Origin of the sequence: Pseudaquidulcibacter saccharophilus, from assembly GCF_019455445.1 — a bacterium.
In the GTDB taxonomy this organism is placed as follows: Bacteria; Pseudomonadota; Alphaproteobacteria; order Caulobacterales; family Aquidulcibacteraceae; genus Pseudaquidulcibacter; species Pseudaquidulcibacter saccharophilus.
This window is the reverse complement of record NZ_JAHWUS010000001.1, coordinates 226,894-244,806: the sequence shown is the minus strand read 5'-3', so window position 1 is coordinate 244,806 and position 17,913 is coordinate 226,894. Positions and strand designations below refer to the sequence as shown.

21 protein-coding genes are annotated in these 17,913 nt (G+C 41.7%); 13 read left to right on the top strand and 8 right to left on the bottom strand.

Annotated features, from left to right (window positions below):
- Positions 1-45 precede the first annotated feature (45 nt).
- Complete coding sequence (locus KXV15_RS01075; protein WP_240006306.1) at positions 46-2,232, top strand: prolyl oligopeptidase family serine peptidase; 2,187 nt, start codon at positions 46-48, stop codon at positions 2,230-2,232.
- Between the two features lie 11 nt (positions 2,233-2,243).
- Positions 2,244-2,618 carry a DUF4870 family protein gene (locus KXV15_RS01070; protein ID WP_240006305.1) on the top strand — a complete coding sequence of 125 codons (375 nt, stop codon included), beginning with the start codon at positions 2,244-2,246 and terminating at the stop codon, positions 2,616-2,618.
- On the opposite strand, the gene rsmD is transcribed toward KXV15_RS01070, so the two are convergent.
- Positions 2,615-3,184 carry a 16S rRNA (guanine(966)-N(2))-methyltransferase RsmD gene (gene rsmD / locus KXV15_RS01065; protein ID WP_240006304.1) on the bottom strand — a complete coding sequence of 190 codons (570 nt, stop codon included), beginning with the start codon at positions 3,182-3,184 and terminating at the stop codon, positions 2,615-2,617. The two genes, KXV15_RS01070 and rsmD, sit on opposite strands and share 4 nt — an antisense overlap.
- A gap of 73 nt (positions 3,185-3,257) precedes the next feature.
- On the opposite strand from rsmD, the gene grxC reads away from it, so the two are divergent.
- The 3 genes from grxC to KXV15_RS01050 are packed head-to-tail and all read left to right on the top strand — an operon-like array spanning position 3,258 to position 4,777.
- Positions 3,258-3,512, top strand: a complete 255-nt coding sequence (grxC, locus tag KXV15_RS01060; RefSeq protein WP_240006303.1) for a glutaredoxin 3 — start codon at positions 3,258-3,260, stop codon at positions 3,510-3,512.
- 1 nt (position 3,513) lies between these two features.
- Complete coding sequence (locus KXV15_RS01055; RefSeq protein ID WP_240006302.1) at positions 3,514-4,335, top strand: carbon-nitrogen hydrolase family protein; 822 nt, start codon at positions 3,514-3,516, stop codon at positions 4,333-4,335.
- Positions 4,328-4,777: a DUF1178 family protein gene (locus KXV15_RS01050; protein ID WP_240006301.1), complete on the top strand. Its 450-nt coding sequence runs from the start codon at positions 4,328-4,330 to the stop codon at positions 4,775-4,777. Before KXV15_RS01055 ends, KXV15_RS01050 begins: the two co-directional genes overlap by 8 nt.
- 472 nt (positions 4,778-5,249) lie before the next feature.
- Here KXV15_RS01050 and KXV15_RS01045 read toward each other — a convergent pair whose 3' ends face one another.
- From KXV15_RS01045 to KXV15_RS01035, 3 genes are all read right to left on the bottom strand, one after another.
- Positions 5,250-6,527 carry a methyl-accepting chemotaxis protein gene (locus KXV15_RS01045; protein ID WP_240006300.1) on the bottom strand — a complete coding sequence of 426 codons (1,278 nt, stop codon included), beginning with the start codon at positions 6,525-6,527 and terminating at the stop codon, positions 5,250-5,252.
- A gap of 98 nt (positions 6,528-6,625) precedes the next feature.
- Complete coding sequence (locus KXV15_RS01040; protein ID WP_240006299.1) at positions 6,626-6,916, bottom strand: YciI family protein; 291 nt, start codon at positions 6,914-6,916, stop codon at positions 6,626-6,628.
- Positions 6,916-7,905 carry an NAD(P)H-dependent glycerol-3-phosphate dehydrogenase gene (locus KXV15_RS01035; protein ID WP_240006298.1) on the bottom strand — a complete coding sequence of 330 codons (990 nt, stop codon included), beginning with the start codon at positions 7,903-7,905 and terminating at the stop codon, positions 6,916-6,918. The genes KXV15_RS01040 and KXV15_RS01035 overlap by 1 nt, the downstream gene beginning before the upstream one ends.
- A 118-nt stretch (positions 7,906-8,023) precedes the next feature.
- On the opposite strand from KXV15_RS01035, the gene KXV15_RS01030 reads away from it, so the two are divergent.
- From KXV15_RS01030 to KXV15_RS01015, 4 genes are all read left to right on the top strand, one after another.
- Positions 8,024-8,605, top strand: coding sequence for a TetR/AcrR family transcriptional regulator (locus tag KXV15_RS01030; protein ID WP_240006297.1), 582 nt, complete (start codon positions 8,024-8,026; stop codon positions 8,603-8,605).
- 333 nt (positions 8,606-8,938) lie between these two features.
- Positions 8,939-9,076, top strand: coding sequence for a hypothetical protein (locus KXV15_RS01025; RefSeq protein ID WP_240006296.1), 138 nt, complete (start codon positions 8,939-8,941; stop codon positions 9,074-9,076).
- 220 nt (positions 9,077-9,296) lie between these two features.
- A complete protein-coding gene (locus KXV15_RS01020) occupies positions 9,297-10,175 on the top strand; it encodes a helix-turn-helix transcriptional regulator (protein ID WP_240006295.1) in 879 nt (292 codons plus the stop codon).
- Positions 10,176-10,227: 52 nt separating this feature from the next.
- Positions 10,228-10,761: a hypothetical protein gene (locus KXV15_RS01015; RefSeq protein ID WP_240006294.1), complete on the top strand. Its 534-nt coding sequence runs from the start codon at positions 10,228-10,230 to the stop codon at positions 10,759-10,761.
- Positions 10,762-10,810: 49 nt separating this feature from the next.
- On the opposite strand, the gene KXV15_RS01010 is transcribed toward KXV15_RS01015, so the two are convergent.
- A complete protein-coding gene (locus KXV15_RS01010; protein ID WP_240006293.1) occupies positions 10,811-11,593 on the bottom strand; it encodes a succinate dehydrogenase iron-sulfur subunit in 783 nt (260 codons plus the stop codon).
- Positions 11,594-11,898: 305 nt separating this feature from the next.
- Between KXV15_RS01010 and KXV15_RS01005 the strand changes: the two genes are divergently transcribed.
- From KXV15_RS01005 to KXV15_RS00995, 3 genes are read left to right on the top strand one after another with little or no spacing between them, the layout of a single operon-like run.
- The gene (locus tag KXV15_RS01005) at positions 11,899-12,315 is read left to right on the top strand and encodes an organic hydroperoxide resistance protein (protein ID WP_240006292.1); all 417 of its coding nucleotides are present in this window, start codon (positions 11,899-11,901) and stop codon (positions 12,313-12,315) included.
- A 19-nt stretch (positions 12,316-12,334) separates the two neighbouring features.
- A complete protein-coding gene (locus KXV15_RS01000; protein WP_240006291.1) occupies positions 12,335-12,811 on the top strand; it encodes a glutathione peroxidase in 477 nt (158 codons plus the stop codon).
- Between the two features lie 8 nt (positions 12,812-12,819).
- Positions 12,820-13,275, top strand: a complete 456-nt coding sequence (locus tag KXV15_RS00995; RefSeq protein ID WP_275671514.1) for a MarR family winged helix-turn-helix transcriptional regulator — start codon at positions 12,820-12,822, stop codon at positions 13,273-13,275.
- Here the strand turns inward: KXV15_RS00995 and KXV15_RS00990 are convergent, their stop codons facing one another.
- Both KXV15_RS00990 and KXV15_RS00985 read right to left on the bottom strand, forming a co-directional pair.
- Entirely contained in the window at positions 13,276-13,812 is a 537-nt protein-coding gene (locus KXV15_RS00990) for a hypothetical protein (protein WP_240006290.1), read from the bottom strand.
- A gap of 17 nt (positions 13,813-13,829) precedes the next feature.
- Positions 13,830-16,139, bottom strand: coding sequence for a S8 family peptidase (locus KXV15_RS00985; protein WP_240006289.1), 2,310 nt, complete (start codon positions 16,137-16,139; stop codon positions 13,830-13,832).
- A 303-nt stretch (positions 16,140-16,442) separates the two neighbouring features.
- Here KXV15_RS00985 and KXV15_RS00980 point away from each other — a divergent pair, with 303 nt between their 5' ends.
- On the top strand, positions 16,443-16,715 hold the full coding sequence (locus KXV15_RS00980; RefSeq protein ID WP_240006288.1) for a hypothetical protein: 273 nt from the start codon (positions 16,443-16,445) through the stop codon (positions 16,713-16,715).
- Between the two features lie 70 nt (positions 16,716-16,785).
- Here the strand turns inward: KXV15_RS00980 and epmA are convergent, their stop codons facing one another.
- On the bottom strand, positions 16,786-17,820 hold the full coding sequence (gene epmA / locus KXV15_RS00975) for an EF-P lysine aminoacylase EpmA (protein ID WP_240006287.1): 1,035 nt from the start codon (positions 17,818-17,820) through the stop codon (positions 16,786-16,788).
- Positions 17,821-17,913 lie beyond the last annotated feature (93 nt).

Sequence of the window (17,913 nt, the reverse complement as noted above, 5' to 3'; positions counted from 1 at the left end):
AATTTAAAATCCATGCAATCATGCCCCAAAAATACGGAGCATGAAGTGAATAGTAAGACTATATCTAAACGTAACTTTCTCGCAATTTCTTCCGCGACAATCGCATTAACCGCCTGCGCAAGCGCTGATCGCAGTGTAAAAGCATCTGCTGAAAACATAGTAATGAACGATACAATTAAAGCTGATTTAGGTCCCGATAAATATTTATGGCTCGAAGATGTTGAAGGTGAAAAAGCACTTTCATGGGTAAAGGGGCAGAATGATCGCAGCCTTAAAAAACTTCAGGCCGATCCACGTTACAAGGGGCTTGAAAACGACGCCTTGGCAATCGTTAAATCTAAAGACCGCCTAACCTTTGGCGGCTATTCGGATGGTTATATAAGCAATTTCTGGCAAGATGATGTGCAAATTCGTGGTCTTTGGCGTCGCGCCGATTTTGCATCATGGAAATCAGGCAACCCAAAATGGGAAACTATTCTAGACTTTGACAAACTCTCAAAAGATGAGGGGAAAAACTGGGTCTATAAGGGTTCTTCAATGCTTGACCCATATGATATTTGGAATACCATTGCACTATTATCGCTTTCTAATGGCGGTAAAGATGCAAATATCAAGCGCGAATTTAATATGAAAACCCGCAGCTTTGTTGATGGCGGTTTTACAATCCCTGAAGCAAAATCAGACGTAACTTGGCTTGATAAAGACACGCTTTTGATTGGAACCAATTGGGGCGATGGCACATTAACCGAAAGCGGTTATCCATACATTGTGAAAAAACTAAAACGCGGTCAAAAACTTGAAGACGCAGTAGAAGTTTTCCGTGGTGAAAAGACCGATGTCTCCGCCGGCGCATACCGCGTATATGATGGTGAAAAATACCATACTTTGTATAATCGCGGCGTTACCTTCTTTACTTCAAAAACCTTCTACCAATCTGAAAGCGGTGAAATTATCGAAGTAGCATTGCCAGAGAAGAATTCAATTACTGGCATTCGCGGGGGCTTGTTATATTTCACATTACAACAAGATTGGATACCACGTGGCACGACCCAAAACTTTGCTTCAGGGTCATTAATTTGTGCGCCTTTAAGTGAGATGATTGCCAAAGATGGGGCAATTAATGCGGTGGCAATTTATACCCCCGATCCATCAGAGGCATTACAGGGTGTTTCATTCACCAAAAATGGTTTGATGGTTGAACTTACCAAAGATGTAAAATCACAGGTTCGTTTCTATCCAACGGCATCGGACGGCAAATGGACTTATAGTGTGGTGGCACTACCAGAAAATGGTGTGGCATCAATTGCCGACACCAATATGAAAGAAACCGAAGTTTTCTATTCGTATAATGATCTTTTGACCCCGCCATCGGTTTTCTATGCTGCAAATGAAACTGCAAAACCAGTTGTGGTGCAGTCGCAACCCGCAAAATTTGATGCCTCAAACCTTGTGGTTGAGCAGAAATTTGCAACTTCCAAAGACGGAACCAAGGTACCGTTTTTCGTGGTGCATAAAAAGGGCATCAAGCACGATGGCACAAACCCAACGCTTTTATACGGCTATGGTGGTTTTGAAATTTCAATGCAGCCAAATTATTCCGCTTATATTGGGAAAATGTGGCTTGAGCGCGGTGGGGTTTATATTCTTGCCAATATCCGTGGCGGTGGTGAATATGGCCCGAAATGGCATGATGCCGGACTAAAAACCAAAAGACAGGTGGTTTACGATGACTTTATCGCCATTGCTGAATGGGCAATAAATCACAAACTTACAAGCCCACGCCATTTGGGAATTATGGGTGGTTCAAATGGTGGTCTGTTGATGGGCGTAATGCTTACGCAGCGCCCTGAATTATTCAACGCCGTTGTGGTACAGGTACCGTTGCTTGATATGCTTCGGTTCCATAAATTGCTTGCGGGCGCATCATGGGTTGGCGAATATGGCAGCCCAGACGTTCCAGAAGAACGCGCATGGCTTGAAAAACTTACGCCATATCAAAACTTGCATAAACGCGCCGATTTCCCAGAGCCATTCTTTGTAACTTCAACCAAGGATGATAGGGTTCACCCTGGTCATGCACGTAAATATGCAGCAAAAATGGAAGAGCTTGGCATGCCATTCCTTTATTATGAAAACACTGATGGTGGACATGCCGCGGCGGCAAACTTGATTGAAACCGCAAAACGTCGTGCATTAGAATTCACATATCTGACTGAAAAACTTATGGATTAATGGGGGAATATATGGAAGACCCAACACCTGAAACCACACCAAAATCAAACCTTGTGATGGATACAGAAAATTCAATTTCAATTTGTTATTTTTTGTATCTTGCATCGTTTGTGTTTGGCATAACCTCTATTATCGGTCTTATCATTGCATATGTTAAAAAGCCTGAGGCAGATGAATATTGGATGCAAAGCCATTATACATATCTTATCCGCACTTTTTGGATAACATTATTATATAGCTTTATTGGGATTTTGCTTATTTTTGTGTTGGTGGGAATTCCAGTATTGATTGCGTCCATGATATTATTTTTGGTACGCACCATTGTGGGGCTTAATTTGTATTTTAAAAAACAAGAAATCCCAAATCCACAAAGTTGGCTTGTTTAGGGCTTGTTGCCAAGGCGCATAATTTTAAAACCATTTATGCCATAGCTTACTTCGCGTAAGATTTCGGCTTCTGGGGGCGGGGTTAATTCTTCGCCCTTTTTGGTTTCGGCGATTATTATTGCATTTTCTACCAACCAGCCACCTTTTATAAGGGCATCAATTGCGGGTAATACCAAATCTTTGCCATAAGGTGGATCAAGTATTACCAAATCAAATTTTGGTAGTGTTTTTGGTATTACCCCGATTTTGCGGGCATCGGTTTTTAACAATTTACTTGAATTTTCTAGGCGGCAGGATTTGATGTTTTGTTCCAAGATTTTTATTGCCTTGGGGTTATTTTCCACAAAACCCACAAATTCAGCACCTCGTGATGCCGCCTCAAGGCCCATTGCACCGGTTCCGGCAAAGATATCAAGCACATTTTTCCCGATAATCCCTTCGGACCATGGCGCATGTTCCAAAATGTTAAAAACACCCTGACGTGCTTTGTCGGATGTTGGGCGTGTATCCCAATCCACGGGGGTTAAAAGGTTTTTGCCGCGTAAAAGCCCTGAAATAATGCGCATAGTGCATTTATATCGAAATTGGGGGCTTTAAAACCCAAAAAATACATTTATCTATTATACACAGGAGTATTAAATGCCAAAAGTTACAATCTATACCAAACCCGGTTGCCCATATTGCGTTCGTGCTATGATGCTACTCGAAGAAAAAAAGGCGGACGTAAATGAAATCGTGGCAGCGTTTGACCCCACATTGCGCCAAGAAATGATGCAAAAATCAGGTCGCACTACATACCCACAAATTTTCATTGGTGAAAAACATGTTGGCGGTTGCGATGATATTTATGCACTAGAGCGTGCAGGCAAGCTAGACGAATTATTGGCGGCATAAGATGAGCAAATTTACCGCCGCAATCATTCAAACCAATACATCAAATGACCCCGCGCAAGCTTGGTCTGAATTGGAAAGATTGGTGCGCGCAGCGGCGGGAAGAGGGGCATATTTCGTTGCAACCCCAGAAGGAAGCAATTTATTAGAGCGTGACCGTGAAAAGTTTAAACAAATCTGCCCAAAACTAGAAGATGGCTTTAGCCAATATTCTGAATTGGCACGGGAATTAAACATATATCTTTTGATTGGCTCGGCGCTATTTCAACAAATTGGCAAAAAGGCGGTAAACCGTAGCTTGTTTTTTGCGCCAGACGGTAAATTGATTGCCCATTATGACAAGATACATTTGTTTGATGTTAATCTTGGAATGGGGCAGGAGGCGCGCGAAAGTGATGCCTATGAGGCCGGTACAACTGCGGTTCTTGCCAACACAGAAATTGGTAAGTTTGGGCTTTCTATTTGTTATGATATGCGCTTTGCCCATCTTTACCGCATGCTTTGCCAAAAGGGTGCCGAGATTTTAACGATGCCGGCATCATTCACTGTCCCTACTGGAAAAGCGCATTGGGAAGTGCTTTTGCGTGCGCGGGCAATTGAAAATGGCGCTTATGTTATTGCCCCGGCACAAGCCGGTTTGCATGCCGATGGTCGTAAAACCTATGGCCATTCAATGATTATTAACCCATGGGGTGAGATTATTGCCGAATTAGATGGAAAAAGCACAGGTTTTGCTCTTGCCGAAATCAATCTTGATGAGGTAAGTGCGGCGCGCAAAAAAATCCCGGCATGGGGTTTAAACAAGAGTTTTGATATTTATGATTAAATATAGCCTTAAATGCGATAATGATCATATTTTTGAAGCGTGGTTCCCGTCAGGCGGTGATTATGATGCCCAAAAGGAACGCGGTCTTTTGGCGTGCCCATTTTGTGAGAGCAAGAATATTGAAAAAGCACCAATGGCGCCATCAATTGCAAAGACACCGCCAAAAGTAAGCGCAAATATTCCCGTTACCAGTGGTAACATAGTGCCGCCAGAGATGCGTAAGATCTATGAAGACATGCGTGAAACCATTGAAAAGAATTTTGACTATGTGGGTGATACATTTGCCCGCGAGGCACGCGATATAAATGACGGCATAGCACCAGAACGCCCAATCTACGGTGAAACCACGCCACAGGAAGCGCGCGAATTAATAGAGGAGGGGATAAATATCGCCCCAATTCCGCCTCTTGCCAACCCAAAAAAAGATACAAGTATAAATTAACATATGCTTTGCACCCTTGCGTAAATTGGCTTTAGTACCTAATTTGTAATTGGTGGTTCTGTCCTCTTTGTGGAATTAAACATTCCTTCTGACCTAACTAATCCATCGGGAGCTGGCGCTGGCTGGAATCGTGGTTCCTTTCACCTGGCACCCACCTGTATCTTCAGGTCGTATGGGGAAGTTCAACATTCTACGGGAAAGATGGTTCCACCACTTTAGCATCACTTTGCCGCCCTCGCTTCGCTCACTTAGCAAAGTGGAAACCAAAGGAAAAATAAAATCGAAAAACGTGGTTTCCGATTTTATTTTGCGAATATTTAAAATAAAAATTGGTTCAAACGAATACGGGGAGCGCGAGCGCGCAAGTGTGCGTCTGCGTGGCAAACGCCTTTCCGTCTTTAGACCCTTGGTCAAAATCCACCTTCCCTCAAGGGAAGGAGTTAAATGCCCCGAATTAGCCGTGAGGTATAAATTATGCCGCGCGTACAGCCGCAAGGAATTTATTGGTTTCTTGTTCAAGGCGGGTGGCCTGAATTGTCAGTTCTTCACTAGCGGAAAGCACTTGGGCGGCGGCAACACCGGTTTCAGATGCGGTTTCTGTTACCTTGATAACATCGGTGGTTACTGATTGCGCCGCACTTGCCACCTCGGTAATTGAGCGCGCGATTTCATCGGTAACAACTGATTGTTCTTGCACCGAATGGCCAATCGTTCCCGATAATGTCGAAATTTTTGATATAACATCGGTAATTCTAATCATTGCATCACTTGCCGATGAAACAACGCTCTGGATTGAATTAATATGGCTACCGATTTCATCGGTTGCAATTGCAGTTTGACCCGCAAGGTTTTTAACCTCTTGTGCAACAACGGCAAAACCCGCACCCGCCGCACCGGCACGTGCCGCCTCTATGGTCGCATTAAGGGCAAGAAGGTTGGTTTGTTCGGCAATGCCGCGAATAAGATCAACAACTTCTGAAATACTTTGTGCCGCATTCACAAGTTCGCCAACGGCTGCTTGTGCCTCATTGGCGGTTTCAACCGCTTCGGTGGCAACAGTATTCGATTCGTTTGATGCATGTTCAATTTGTGCAATTGCCCCCGTTAGCTCTTGTGCAGATGATGAGGCAACATTGGCGTTTACGCTTGATTCTTCTGCGGCCGCGGCAACTGATGACGCCATTTGGTTAGTACGTTCTGCTGCGTTGGTCATGGCATTTGCGGTGGCGTTAAGCTCGCTGGCGGCGGCGGCAACGGCTTTTAACATATCGCCGGCAGTACGTTCAAAATTTGCGGTGGCGGTCTTTATTGCTTCGCCACGACGAATTTGTAACATTGCATCTTCTTGCGATAGTTTTTCCATTCGGGCACGCTCAATGGCATTTTTGCGAAAAACCTCAACCGCTTGAGCCATTGTGCCAATTTCATCGCCGCGCTCTTGGTTTGGAATTTTTGAATTTGCATCACCATCCGCAAGCCTGCGCATGCTTTCATTAAGTGTATCAATGGGTGTGGTAATGGTTTTTGAAAATTTTAACCCGAAAAATGTTGCAATTGCCCCGGCAATAAGGGTTGTGATAATTGCGGCAATCGCTTGATTGCCAATTTCATTGCCGGCGGCGCTGCTACGTTCCAATAATGAAACCACGAAACCTGCACCGCCTGAAATAATTGATGACATCATCGCCAATGAAGTGATCACAAGCGGTAGTTTTTTACTTATTTTTGTGTTTGCGAGATTTAGGTTCATATAAAGCGTCTCAAAGAATGCAAATTTGGTTAATTTAAAAACTTGCTCTATGCCGCGCTTTGGTTAATGAAGATTAAAAATAGTGTTTAATTAAATACTTATCCACACCATTTACCAAATAATGGATTTATATTTTTTATTTCAGTAGATGCAAATAAACCTGCCTTTGCATATGGATCTTTATCAAAAATTTGTTTTGCAATAATTTCATTTTCTGCGGTGATTATTGCAATTGTGCCGACTGCTTTTTGTTCATTATTTAAAATTGGACCTGCCATCAATAAATCATCACCCAAATCTTTTAGGTATTCAAGATGGGTTGGGCGGGTATCTGCGCGCAATGCAAAACCATTTTCAATATCAATTGCCGTAAGATGATAGATTGGCATTAATTTTTCTCCTGTTTTAATGGGCGATTCAAAAGCTCAATGATTGCGGTTTCAACCGATTTTTCACCCGATAAAATTTGTGCAACGGCGGTTGAAATTGGCATCTCAACACCATGTTTAAGTGATAATTCCAAAAGGGCGGGTGCGGTGGCGGCACCTTCAGCAACCGATAATTTACCCTTTAAAGCGTCTTCAAGGCTTTGTCCTTCGCCCAATGCTTTGCCTAAAGAAAAATTACGCGAAGTTGTTGACGAACAAGTCAGAACCAAATCACCAAGTCCGCATAATCCCATAAGGGTTTCGGTTTTTGCACCCATAATCACGCCAAGGCGCGCCAATTCGGCAAAGCCGCGTGTAATAAGTGCCGAGCGCGCACTTTCACCAAGTTTGCGCCCTTCGGCAACGCCGCACGCAATCGCAAGAACGTTTTTAACCGCGCCGCCAATTTCTGCGCCAATTAAATCATCCGCAAGATATGGGCGGAAGGTTGGGATTGAAATTGCCGCCTGTATCTTTTCGCCCAACTCACGGTTTTCACATGCAAGGGTTACTGCGGTTGGCTTACCAACCGCCACGTCTTTGGCAAAGCTAGGGCCCGATAAAACACACGGAACAGCTTGGGGTATTGTTTCTTTTAAAACATCGGTCATCAAAGAATGTGTTCCGCGTTCAATACCCTTGGAACAAAGGATAATTGGTGTGCCAGCCTTTATATGTGGGGCAAGATTGGCAAAAGAGCGGCGCATAAATTGTGCGGGAATAACCGCAAGTAACATGTCACAATCACCCATTTGTGCCAAATCCGATGTGGCATGAATTTTTGCATCGAGTTTTGTGTTTGGCAAAAAGTTTTCATTAGTGTGATTTTGATTGATCTCGTCAACAACTTCTTTTTCAAAAGCCCATAAAACCACATCATTTGCCGCTGCACATACCTGTGCCAAAGCACTTCCCCATGCACCAGCACCCAAAACACCAATTTTTGTCATCGCTACCCCCGCATCTTTAGTCTAATAAATGAATCATTTATTGACCATTCATTTTTTAATGTATATTTCACTATGATACATTTCTAATAAGTCTCTTCTAAAAGGATTAGCGCGTTTCATGGAACAAATGCAAGAAACAAGTCAGCTAATTATTGACGCTGCTCGTAAACGTTTTATGCACTATGGCTATCAAAAAACCACAATGGCCGAAATTGCGCGCGATTTGAATATGTCCACCGGCAATCTCTATCGTTATTTTCCTTCAAAAGTTGATATTGCAGAACATATTGCCATAAACCATGAGCGTGATGAATATCACAAGGTCGCAAATATTATTGACCAAAACATAAGCGCAAAGCAAAAATTTGAAAAGATTTTCTTCCTTAGATTAAAGGAAGCGTTTGATATTAATAACCCAACCGACCGTTCGCGTGATTTTATCCTTGCCCTAAGTAAGGAAAAGCCGCTTTTTGTAAAAGAGCGCCGCAAACGCAAGCTTGAATACCTTCTTAAAATTTATGATGAAGGCATTAAAAACGGTGAATTTTCCGAGCCGCACAATCGTGAAAAAACCATGCAGGCTATGCTTCATGCAACATTATATTTCACCAATCCTGATCTTGAGGTGGAAAAAGATATGGAAGAATTGGCGCTTGAGCTTGATGAAGTTCTGCACCTTATATTTCGTGGTCTTGAGTAAACCATAAAATTTTATCTATTTCATTAAAACTTCATTCATAATTGCATAAGTGTTCGCGCAATACTATGCGTAAACGCATGACTGCCTTGCCAATGAACAGTGAATAATTAACAAAGTGTTCATTGACTTGTGCTAAATGGGTGACTATATGCACAGCCGAAACGCCGGCGACTTTAATTCCGGCATAAACAATAGGTTAGGTGGCTTAAACAACTAACCAAATCTTGGGGTAATAAAGAGATAATCCAGATGGATACTTTGCGCCCCAAAAATGGAATTACGTTTTAATAGAAAAATAGGCGTGATTTCAAAACAAAAAGAAAGGGCATAGATATGTCAAACTTATTTAGAAATTATGATGTTGATACTGCACCTGTCCCTCATATTCAGTCATTGATCGCAGGTGCGCTTATTGTTGCCGCATTGTTTGGACCAATCGGTCTTATGGCAGCAAGAATGGCGGGCTATTAATTAGCCGCCAATCAAATTTAATGTCGCTATAATATAATAATAATTTATTGCGACACCTAAAAGTTTCCTCCCGAAAGTTAATGCCCCGCCTATATAGGTGGGGCATTTGCATATGCCATAAACGGACGTACTTTTAACAAGTCGCAATAAATTCTATTCGACTAAGCAATTATTATGCTATAAAAAGAACAAAACAAGAACATTTAATTTGGAGCGCAAAATGACAAGAGTGCAAATGGCGGCAAGCGAAGCAATTCAACAGCTAAGAAAAGCTGGCACCCATTTTGAATTATCCGAAGCCTTGGCACGTTTGGGCGCAATGATTGGCGCGCAATATTTTCAAGCGATTCCAGGGCCAAAAAACCCAATGAATAATGCAAATAATTTGTTGGGGTTTGGAAATTATCCGGCCGATATTTTGGAATATTATGCCAATGAGCAAAGTGCATTATCAGACCCATGTCGCAATATTGCGATATTTAGGCCTGAGTTAATTAGTTGGCGCAAGGTTTTTGCGGCGGCACGCGGCGTTAAAGAGCGTGAATTTATTATCAAAATGCGTGAAAACGGTATTAAAGACGGTCTTAGCCTTCCAGTATATGGGCCAGAAGGGTGCCTGGCGATTTTGAATTATGGATCAGTAAATTTTCTTGATTTAACAATTGATGATGATGAGGCATTACTATTGGTTGCCGTTATGGCATATCAACGAATTAAACAATTTCTTGCAAAATCGCTTTTTAAAACCCGTCGTACTGTGCAGCTAAGTGGGAGGGAGGTTGAATGTTTGCGTTGGGTAATTGATGGCAAGACCAATTGGGAAATTGGGGTTTTGATGGGAATATCACCGCGAACCGTGCAGTTTCATATCACTAATTGCCAGAATAAGCTTGGGGCAATTAATCGTATTCAAACCGTCGCCAAGGCATTGGCAAATAATATCATAAGACCCAAAAAAGATGACGATGTTATTTATTTGATTGAAACCAAGAGTGCGGGCAAGCCGTGTTTTAAAAGCGCCAATGATTATAACCCAATAATCGCCAGCCATTTAGCAAAAGATATGGCAGAACCCAAAATAAAAGGAATTAGTATTTGAGTAATATTATTGCCGCATAATATAGGCGAAAATTCGTTGAGGGAATTAAATTATGTTGGCGTTATTATTGATGATGCAAGAACCGGTTGATAATGGTAATGTCATTGCCGCGCACAATGCCTCGATTACTGCTGATATTAAAAAATCCGAAAATGCGGAAGATGGTGCATTGCCTGCGGATCTTGTTGAAAACCCTACCAATGCCCGTATTGGTGCGGATGAAAATGTTCGCAATTTTGACCCCGCAAAAACACTTTATACCGAGCCAAATCTTTGCATAATAACTAATGGTCAGGCATCTGCCGCATGTGGTGAGGCACCAGTTGCCGCCGGTCAACCGATTATGGTCAATAATGATATTTTTGGGCTTTCTGCCGGCGGTGGTCAGGCAACTTGTCAAATGATTGAAACTATTCGTCGCGATGCAGATGGTAATGCCAGAAAAGTTTATGCAACATATTGCGGCGATGAACTTGGAACCAATGATTACCGGAATCGGGTTTCCCCAACTGGAACTGAAATGCCAATTAAGCCAACGGATAGAACCTTTGGCCCCCAATCAACCACAGTGATGGATGTTAAATAACAAAAAAGCCCCGAAAATCGGGGCTTTGTTTTTTGATTTTTGCCATTAATTAGGTTTGGCGTTCAACCATAATCTTTTTCAATTCAGCAATTGCCTTGGCAGGGTTAAGACCTTTAGGGCAAACCTGCGCACAGTTCATAATAGTGTGGCAACGGTATAGGCGGAACGGATCTTCAAGATTATCAAGACGTTTGCCGGTTTCTTCATCGCGCGAATCAATAACCCAACGATATGCCGCCAATAGAGCAGCAGGGCCGAGATAACGATCGCCATTCCACCAATATGATGGGCAAGAAGTTGAACAACACGCACAAAGAATACATTCATAAAGACCGTCAAGTTTCGCACGATCTTGCGGGCTTTGTAGCCATTCTTTTTCTGGTGCAACAGTAACGTGTTGCAAATGCGGTTCAACAATTGCGTATTGTGAATAGAAATTGGTTAAATCAGGGATCAAATCCTTTACAACGTCCATATGCGGAAGTGGAGAAATTGAAACCGTAGAACCTTTGCACTCTTCATGCCCTTTGGTGCAGGCAAGAGTGTTATTTCCATCGATATTCATTGCACAAGAACCACAAACCCCCTCGCGGCAAGAGCGGCGGAAAGTAAGTGTGGAATCGACATTATCTTTAATCCAGATAAGTGCGTCCAAAACCATTGGGCCACATGCATCTTTTGGAACTTCAAAAGTGTCCCAACGTGGGTTTTCACCGCTGTCTGGATCGAAGCGATAGATGCGGAAGGTGCGGATATCTTTAGAACCTTCAGGAGCGGGCCAGTGTTTACCCTGTTTGACGCGTGAATTTGCAGGTAAAGTTAGTTCAACCATTGTTATATTCCCTAGCTATCGCCTTAATGAGCCAAGAGTTAGGATTTGTAAATATCAAAAATGTAGGAATATGAAATTTTTTAATTCGATTTTGGTCTTAGTCCGAATTTGTAAGGGTTTTATTTGGCTTGATGAACAAAAATTATGACTGTCTTATATAACTAGGTTTGGCAAGAAATTGTAATCATCATTATATTTTTATTTTTTTCGTGGTTTTTAATTTGACAAATTGCATCGATATAATTAATTATATATCGCACGCGATATAATCGCAAAAGCCTTATATTATCTAAAAGGAATAAATTATGAAAATTTTATACGAAGCAAAAGCAACTGTTCAAGGTGGTCGTAATGGCCACGTTCGCAGTGATGATGGTCTAATTGATTTACAACTTGCTGTTCCCAAAAGTATGGGTGGCCCGGGTGGTGAAAAATCCAATCCTGAGCAATTGTTTGCTTCTGGTTATGCTGCATGTTTTGACGGTGCATTAAACTATATTGCCGGAACGAAAAAAATTAAAATTTCTGGTTCTCAAGTTACGGCAAAAGTGGGAATTGGCGCAATAGAGCCGGTTGGATTTGGCTTAAAAGTCACTCTTGAGATTTCTATTCCATGGATAGATCGCGAACTTGGGTGGGAATTGGTAAAAGAGACCCATAAATTCTGCCCATATTCCAATGCCATACGTGGTAATGTGGATGTTGATTTAGTTTTATTATAATTAGCGAAGGCGCCAGACCATGTTTTATGATTTTACGGCAAAGACTTTACGCGGCGAAGAAGTTTCAATGCGCGATTTTGCGGACAAGGTTGTTTTAATTGTGAATACTGCAAGCAATTGCGGTTTTACCCCACAATTTACCGAACTTGAGACACTTTATAAAAAATATAAGGATGATGGTCTGGTTATTCTTGGGTTTCCATGTAATCAATTTGGCAATCAAGAGCCCGGAGATGCCGATGCAATTAATGAGGTTTGCAGTATTAATTACGGTGTTACTTTTCCAATGTTTGCCAAAATTGAAGTTAATGGTAAAAATGCCCATCCGTTGTTTAAATGGCTTAAACACGAATTGGGTGGCAGTTTGGGGGATGCAATTAAATGGAATTTTACAAAATTCCTTTTGGGGCGCAATGGGCAACCAATTCGCCGCTATGCCCCGATTACCCCACCCAATGAAATTGAGCCAGATATTATAAGCATGCTAAATTCATAGGAATAAAGATGACGCAAACAAAAAAACAAGAACAAGAAGATTTGCTTTTACTTGATAAACAACTTTGCTTTCCACTTTATGCGGCATCACGTCTGGTAACGCGCCTTTACCAGCCATTACTTGAACCCTTGGGGCTTACTTATCCGCAATATATTGTTTTGATGATTTTGTGGGAAGATGCCCCATGTTCGGTTTCCCATATTTGTGACCGCGCACTTTTAAATACCAACACTTTGACGCCATTATTAAAACGTCTTGAAAATGATGGCTTTGTGGTGCGCACCCGCTCAAAAATTGATGAGCGGGCGGTTGAAATCACACTTACTGAAAAGGGAAAAAATACCAAAACGCAATGCAAACATGTGCCACAGGAAATGTCAAAAAGCCTATGTATGCCAGATAGTAAATTAGCCACACTTAAACAATCGCTTGAAGATTTAATTGCAGATTTACAAGAGCAATAATTATTTTTTTGGTTGTTTCGCAAATATAAGCTGAACGGCGGTTTCATCCTTATTATCTGCTTTACTGGCGACAATTTGCAATGCTTCTTCGGTTTTTTCGTTGATAAGCGATGTCATTGCCATAGAACCCATATTTGCGGTTCCTTTTGCAGTATAACCATTTGCCGCCAATTGTTTGCTATAAAATTCGATAACTTTATTGGCATCGTCATTGGTGGTGAAATTTACCATAACCACTTTGTTATCAGTGCCTTTGCCATCATTTGCTTGTAAGGTGGCAACATTTTTTGCGCCTTGATAAAGCGTTATATAAGACGGGAATTCGGCTGGCAAAGAACCTTCTTTAACCGTAAGGGTCGCCCCATTTTCTTTATTGGTAATGGTGGTTTCTTTATCGCCCATCAAAGATTTGCTAACCGCAACTTCGGTTTTTTCGCCGGTTTCAGGATTTGTAACCTGGATTTTCTTTTCAGCTTTTGGTGAACAGGCCCCAAGAATTGCTAAAAATGCCACTGATAAAATGGAAAGTTTTCTCAAAACAAATTCTCCCAAAATTAAAATTTAAAACCAGTTCCAATAAAAATATGTGCTTCCGGCTTGGAATAGGCGGAATTTCCACGTTCGTTTATACCCCCAATTCCATATGAAAAATAGCCCGTTTGGAAAATTTGTTGATTTCGTACCAAACTATACCGAATTTCGCGTCCGCTTGGCTCAATTCCGATAATTCTTACGCTATTACCGCTATCGACATTCCAATCGGTGTAGGCATTTGCAAGATTATATTGCAATGACCCTGAATAGGCGCGCATCGGTTGTTCAATTCCAAAAACAATATTTCCAGCATTGTCAAAGGCCGTCATTTCAAGGCCAAATGCGTTGGCATATGGGGTTTTATAGACGTTGAAAATTTCACCATAATTTGCATTGCTCAATTTTGCATATTGTGCACGCGCATTAAACAAGAAACGATTTCCAAAAATATGGGAATAACCAATATTGAAATATCCGGTTGCGGCCCGCGGGGTTTCGTTAATGCCAGTCATTTGCATCCCTAAAACCGAGCCATTTTCATAATAATTACCGATGCCAAAATTAATTTTATTATTTTCGTTTGCATAATTAAAATCAAATTGATTAATTACCTGTCGGGCATCATCATAATGCAAAGACTTTGATCTTGTATTTTGTGATGAAATAAAACCAAAGCCCCAATTATCTTTGTGTAAACCAATGCTTAGGCTATTTTCAGCCTGACTAAGGGCATAAAGACCAAATTTCTGCCCATCCCCCACGGGATTATCGGCAGTTTGATTAAATAACGACATGCCACCAGAGGCAAAACCATATTCAACATCAAACCCATTTAATGCAAACCGGCCACCACCTGAAACTTTTTGGTTTTTGGTGTCGCTTACAAAGCTATTTAAACCCATATTGGGCGCAAGTTGTGGAACAAATGATATGAAACCATTCTTGGTTTCTATTCGTTGTGGCGCAAGCTCATTTCCAAAACTATTGGCAAATATTGGCGATAATGGCGCATTAATACGCGAACCAATATCAAGATTAAAGCTACGGTCATATTTATCACGAATACCTGTAACCAGATTGGCGCGGCCCAATGCGTCACCAAATGCAGGGCTTGAGGTTGCGTTGAATGAATTTAATGAAACCCGCGTACCACTTATTGTGCTTGAAGTGGTGTTACCAATTGGCGAAAATGCTGCGTCAAGATTTAATAGACCGTGTCCATAAACATCATCTATTCCTGTGGTTCCGAGGTCGGTTGCGCTATCAAGGATAATTTTAATTGCCTGATCAACTGTTAAATTGGGAAATGCCTGAAATAATAATGCCAGGGCACCCGAAACTTGTGGTGCGGAAAATGATGTGCCAGAAACCAGATAACAAGAATTCTGCTCATCGCAATCGGTCGCAAGAGTTTGACCAGGAATATATTTGTCGTTGGCATCAAATGATGTTGCACCGGGTGCAACCAAATAATAATCCTTATATTCACCGGCTTTATTGGAAAAAGACGCCATTGTGTTATCATAATTTGTTGCGCCAACAACAACCAAACGCCCTTTAAAGCGTGCATCTGACGCAAAACGTCCCGGCCAATCAACCTGAATATCGCCATCATTGCCAGATGAAATAACCACAACAATTCCTGCATTTGTCGCCCGCAAAAGCGCATATTCAAATGCCGCGCCTGTTTTATCTGCACCTGAACCTAGTGATAGGTTTATAATTTTTGTGCCTTTGGAAATTGCGCGGTCAATGGCGGTTGTAATATATGATTCAAGTAATGAACAATCATCAGCCGATTGACAGCTTCCGGCCTCATCAACCCTATAAGCTAAAATGCTTGATTTAAAGGCAACCCCAACAGTTCCAATATTATTAAACTCGTTGGCAATAAATCCAGAAACCATTGTTCCGTGGCGATCAAAATCATCTGCGGCGCGTGGCGCGGTTTCAATATCTTCATTTACGATAACATTGGCATCCAAATCGGTTTGGGCCTTATCAACGCCCGTATCAATCACTGCAACTTTTATTCCTTCGCCGGTTGCACCACGTGCCCACGCCGATTGCACCTTTATAGTTGATAATGCGTAATTACGCTTGAATTCCGATGATGTGCTTAAGGGATAATCAACCCCTGCGACAACTGGCGGCGGCGGTGGTGGTGGTGGCGGAGGAGGGGGCGGTGGAGGAGGTGGTGGAGGGGGAGGAGGTGGCGAAACAATTATTGGTGTTGTATTACCGCCACCGCCACCGCCACCACCGGCGCATGCACCCAAAAGAAGTGATGAACTTGCGGCAAGCAATAAAAACATCATACGAGTATTCATATCCACATCTCCGGGTGAAACTTTTATTTTGTCGTCATTGTGAAACCAACTTAAGACAGAAAGAATCACCAATGATTACAATATTTATAATCGCCTTAATGTTAATAAATTGTTCAAGAAAAATATGGGCAATCTGCGACAATGTGTTCAATTTAAAGGCTTTACAGCTTGGGCAAATTAACAATAATGTAATGAATATCACAGATATTGAAAAAATGGTGAAATTGTAAGCTTGTTTGCCCAATTATCGCCATCAAATGATTCAAGAACTTACGAATAGTTTTAATTTGCAGGGGATCAAATATGACTAAACGAAGTGCAAATATGGGTGGCCTTTTTCTACTGACGTTTGTGGCGGTGGTTGGCCTATATGCGACCAATCCGACGACCCAACATTTTCGCGAAGTAATGCGCGCGCAAAAACGCCTAATGACTGATGTGGCATCATATTTACCGATTTCGCGTGAAGATTATAAATTATTTTCGCGTTTTGATGTAAAATACGGTGTTGGAAGCAAAACTTGTTACGGTGCTGCGGGTTATATTTTTGTGTGCCCAAGCGCGAAAGAAGGATAGGAATTAATAATATTCCGTGAAATTTGGGGATTAATTATTCCTCAGACAGTGTCCCTTGCACGCCAAAATATTATCCCCCTTTAAATTCATCCCATTGCACATCTGAAATTCTTCTTGCCCCACTTATAAGCATTACAAGGCGTTCAAAACCCAATGCGACGCCTGATGTAGGTGGCATATGTTTTAGTGCCTCTAATAATTCTTCATCAATGGGATATGATTTGCCATAAATTTCTTTTTGTTGGCGCATGGCATCCTCAAAGCGATTACGTTGTTCAATACTATCGATTAATTCGCCAAAACCATTGGCAATTTCAACGCCGCAAATATAAAGCTCAAACCGTTCAACTACGCGGGGATCGTGGCGGCATTTTTGCGCCAATGCCCCCTCTGGCAATGGATATTCGCATAATATTGTTGGGGCACTAATGCCAAGATGGGGTTCAATTTTTGCCACTAAAATTTTGGTAAAAATATCGGACCAATTATCATTATCATCGACATTAACACCAGATAATAGTGACAGGCGCGCAAACTCATCGCGATTTGTTGTGCAATTTTCTGTAATGGTTGAAAGCATATCAACCCCCGCATATTTCAAAAATGCTTGTTGCAATGTTATGCGTTCGGTTGGTTCTGAAATCGGAATTGAAATTTGACCAAAGCGATAATTTTCAGCACCATTTGCAATTGCCGCATTCTTGCAAATTGCCAATGTGTCTTCAATAACTTTATTCCAATCCTCATTGGTGCGATACCATTCAAGCATGGTGAATTCGGGGGTATGAATTGGCGACAGATCGCGATTACGAAAAACGCGTGCAAATTCAAATATTCTTTCCATGCCGCCGGCAATAAGTTTTTTGCACGAAAATTCGGGTGATGTGGCGAAAAACATTTCTTGGTTTTGTAAATCGGGTGCTGTCCAAATGGTTGAAAGCCCCAAAAGATGAACCTCATTACCGGGCGATGTTTGTAATTGGGCGGTTTCAACCTCATAAAAATTTTGGGAAATAAACCAATTGCGAATCGCGTTCTTGGCAATATTGCGGGCGTGTAAAAACGGTAATTTGTCTTGTAATTTATCTTTATTCCACTTTGTCATTCGCCCAAATCCGTCCAATTGCCACCAATCACACTAAAGCAATTGAAATATTGCTTATTTTAGCTTATGGCAGCGCATAATTCCACTTCCTCA

Bases quoted from the DNA above. Each gene is read 5' to 3' on its own strand.
- KXV15_RS01070 (WP_240006305.1), top strand. From the start codon at position 2,244: ATGGAAGACCCAACACCTGAAACCACACCAAAATCAAACCTTGTGATG.
- rsmD (WP_240006304.1), bottom strand. From the start codon at position 3,184: ATGCGCATTATTTCAGGGCTTTTACGCGGCAAAAACCTTTTAACCCCC.
- grxC (WP_240006303.1), top strand. From the start codon at position 3,258: ATGCCAAAAGTTACAATCTATACCAAACCCGGTTGCCCATATTGCGTT.
- KXV15_RS01055 (WP_240006302.1), top strand. From the start codon at position 3,514: ATGAGCAAATTTACCGCCGCAATCATTCAAACCAATACATCAAATGAC.
- KXV15_RS01050 (WP_240006301.1), top strand. From the start codon at position 4,328: ATGATTAAATATAGCCTTAAATGCGATAATGATCATATTTTTGAAGCG.
- KXV15_RS01045 (WP_240006300.1), bottom strand. From the start codon at position 6,527: ATGAACCTAAATCTCGCAAACACAAAAATAAGTAAAAAACTACCGCTT.
- KXV15_RS01040 (WP_240006299.1), bottom strand. From the start codon at position 6,916: ATGCCAATCTATCATCTTACGGCAATTGATATTGAAAATGGTTTTGCA.
- KXV15_RS01035 (WP_240006298.1), bottom strand. From the start codon at position 7,905: ATGACAAAAATTGGTGTTTTGGGTGCTGGTGCATGGGGAAGTGCTTTG.
- KXV15_RS01030 (WP_240006297.1), top strand. From the start codon at position 8,024: ATGGAACAAATGCAAGAAACAAGTCAGCTAATTATTGACGCTGCTCGT.
- KXV15_RS01025 (WP_240006296.1), top strand. From the start codon at position 8,939: ATGTCAAACTTATTTAGAAATTATGATGTTGATACTGCACCTGTCCCT.
- KXV15_RS01020 (WP_240006295.1), top strand. From the start codon at position 9,297: ATGACAAGAGTGCAAATGGCGGCAAGCGAAGCAATTCAACAGCTAAGA.
- KXV15_RS01015 (WP_240006294.1), top strand. From the start codon at position 10,228: ATGTTGGCGTTATTATTGATGATGCAAGAACCGGTTGATAATGGTAAT.
- KXV15_RS01010 (WP_240006293.1), bottom strand. From the start codon at position 11,593: ATGGTTGAACTAACTTTACCTGCAAATTCACGCGTCAAACAGGGTAAA.
- KXV15_RS01005 (WP_240006292.1), top strand. From the start codon at position 11,899: ATGAAAATTTTATACGAAGCAAAAGCAACTGTTCAAGGTGGTCGTAAT.
- KXV15_RS01000 (WP_240006291.1), top strand. From the start codon at position 12,335: ATGTTTTATGATTTTACGGCAAAGACTTTACGCGGCGAAGAAGTTTCA.
- KXV15_RS00995 (WP_275671514.1), top strand. From the start codon at position 12,820: ATGACGCAAACAAAAAAACAAGAACAAGAAGATTTGCTTTTACTTGAT.
- KXV15_RS00985 (WP_240006289.1), bottom strand. From the start codon at position 16,139: ATGAATACTCGTATGATGTTTTTATTGCTTGCCGCAAGTTCATCACTT.
- KXV15_RS00980 (WP_240006288.1), top strand. From the start codon at position 16,443: ATGACTAAACGAAGTGCAAATATGGGTGGCCTTTTTCTACTGACGTTT.
- epmA (WP_240006287.1), bottom strand. From the start codon at position 17,820: ATGACAAAGTGGAATAAAGATAAATTACAAGACAAATTACCGTTTTTA.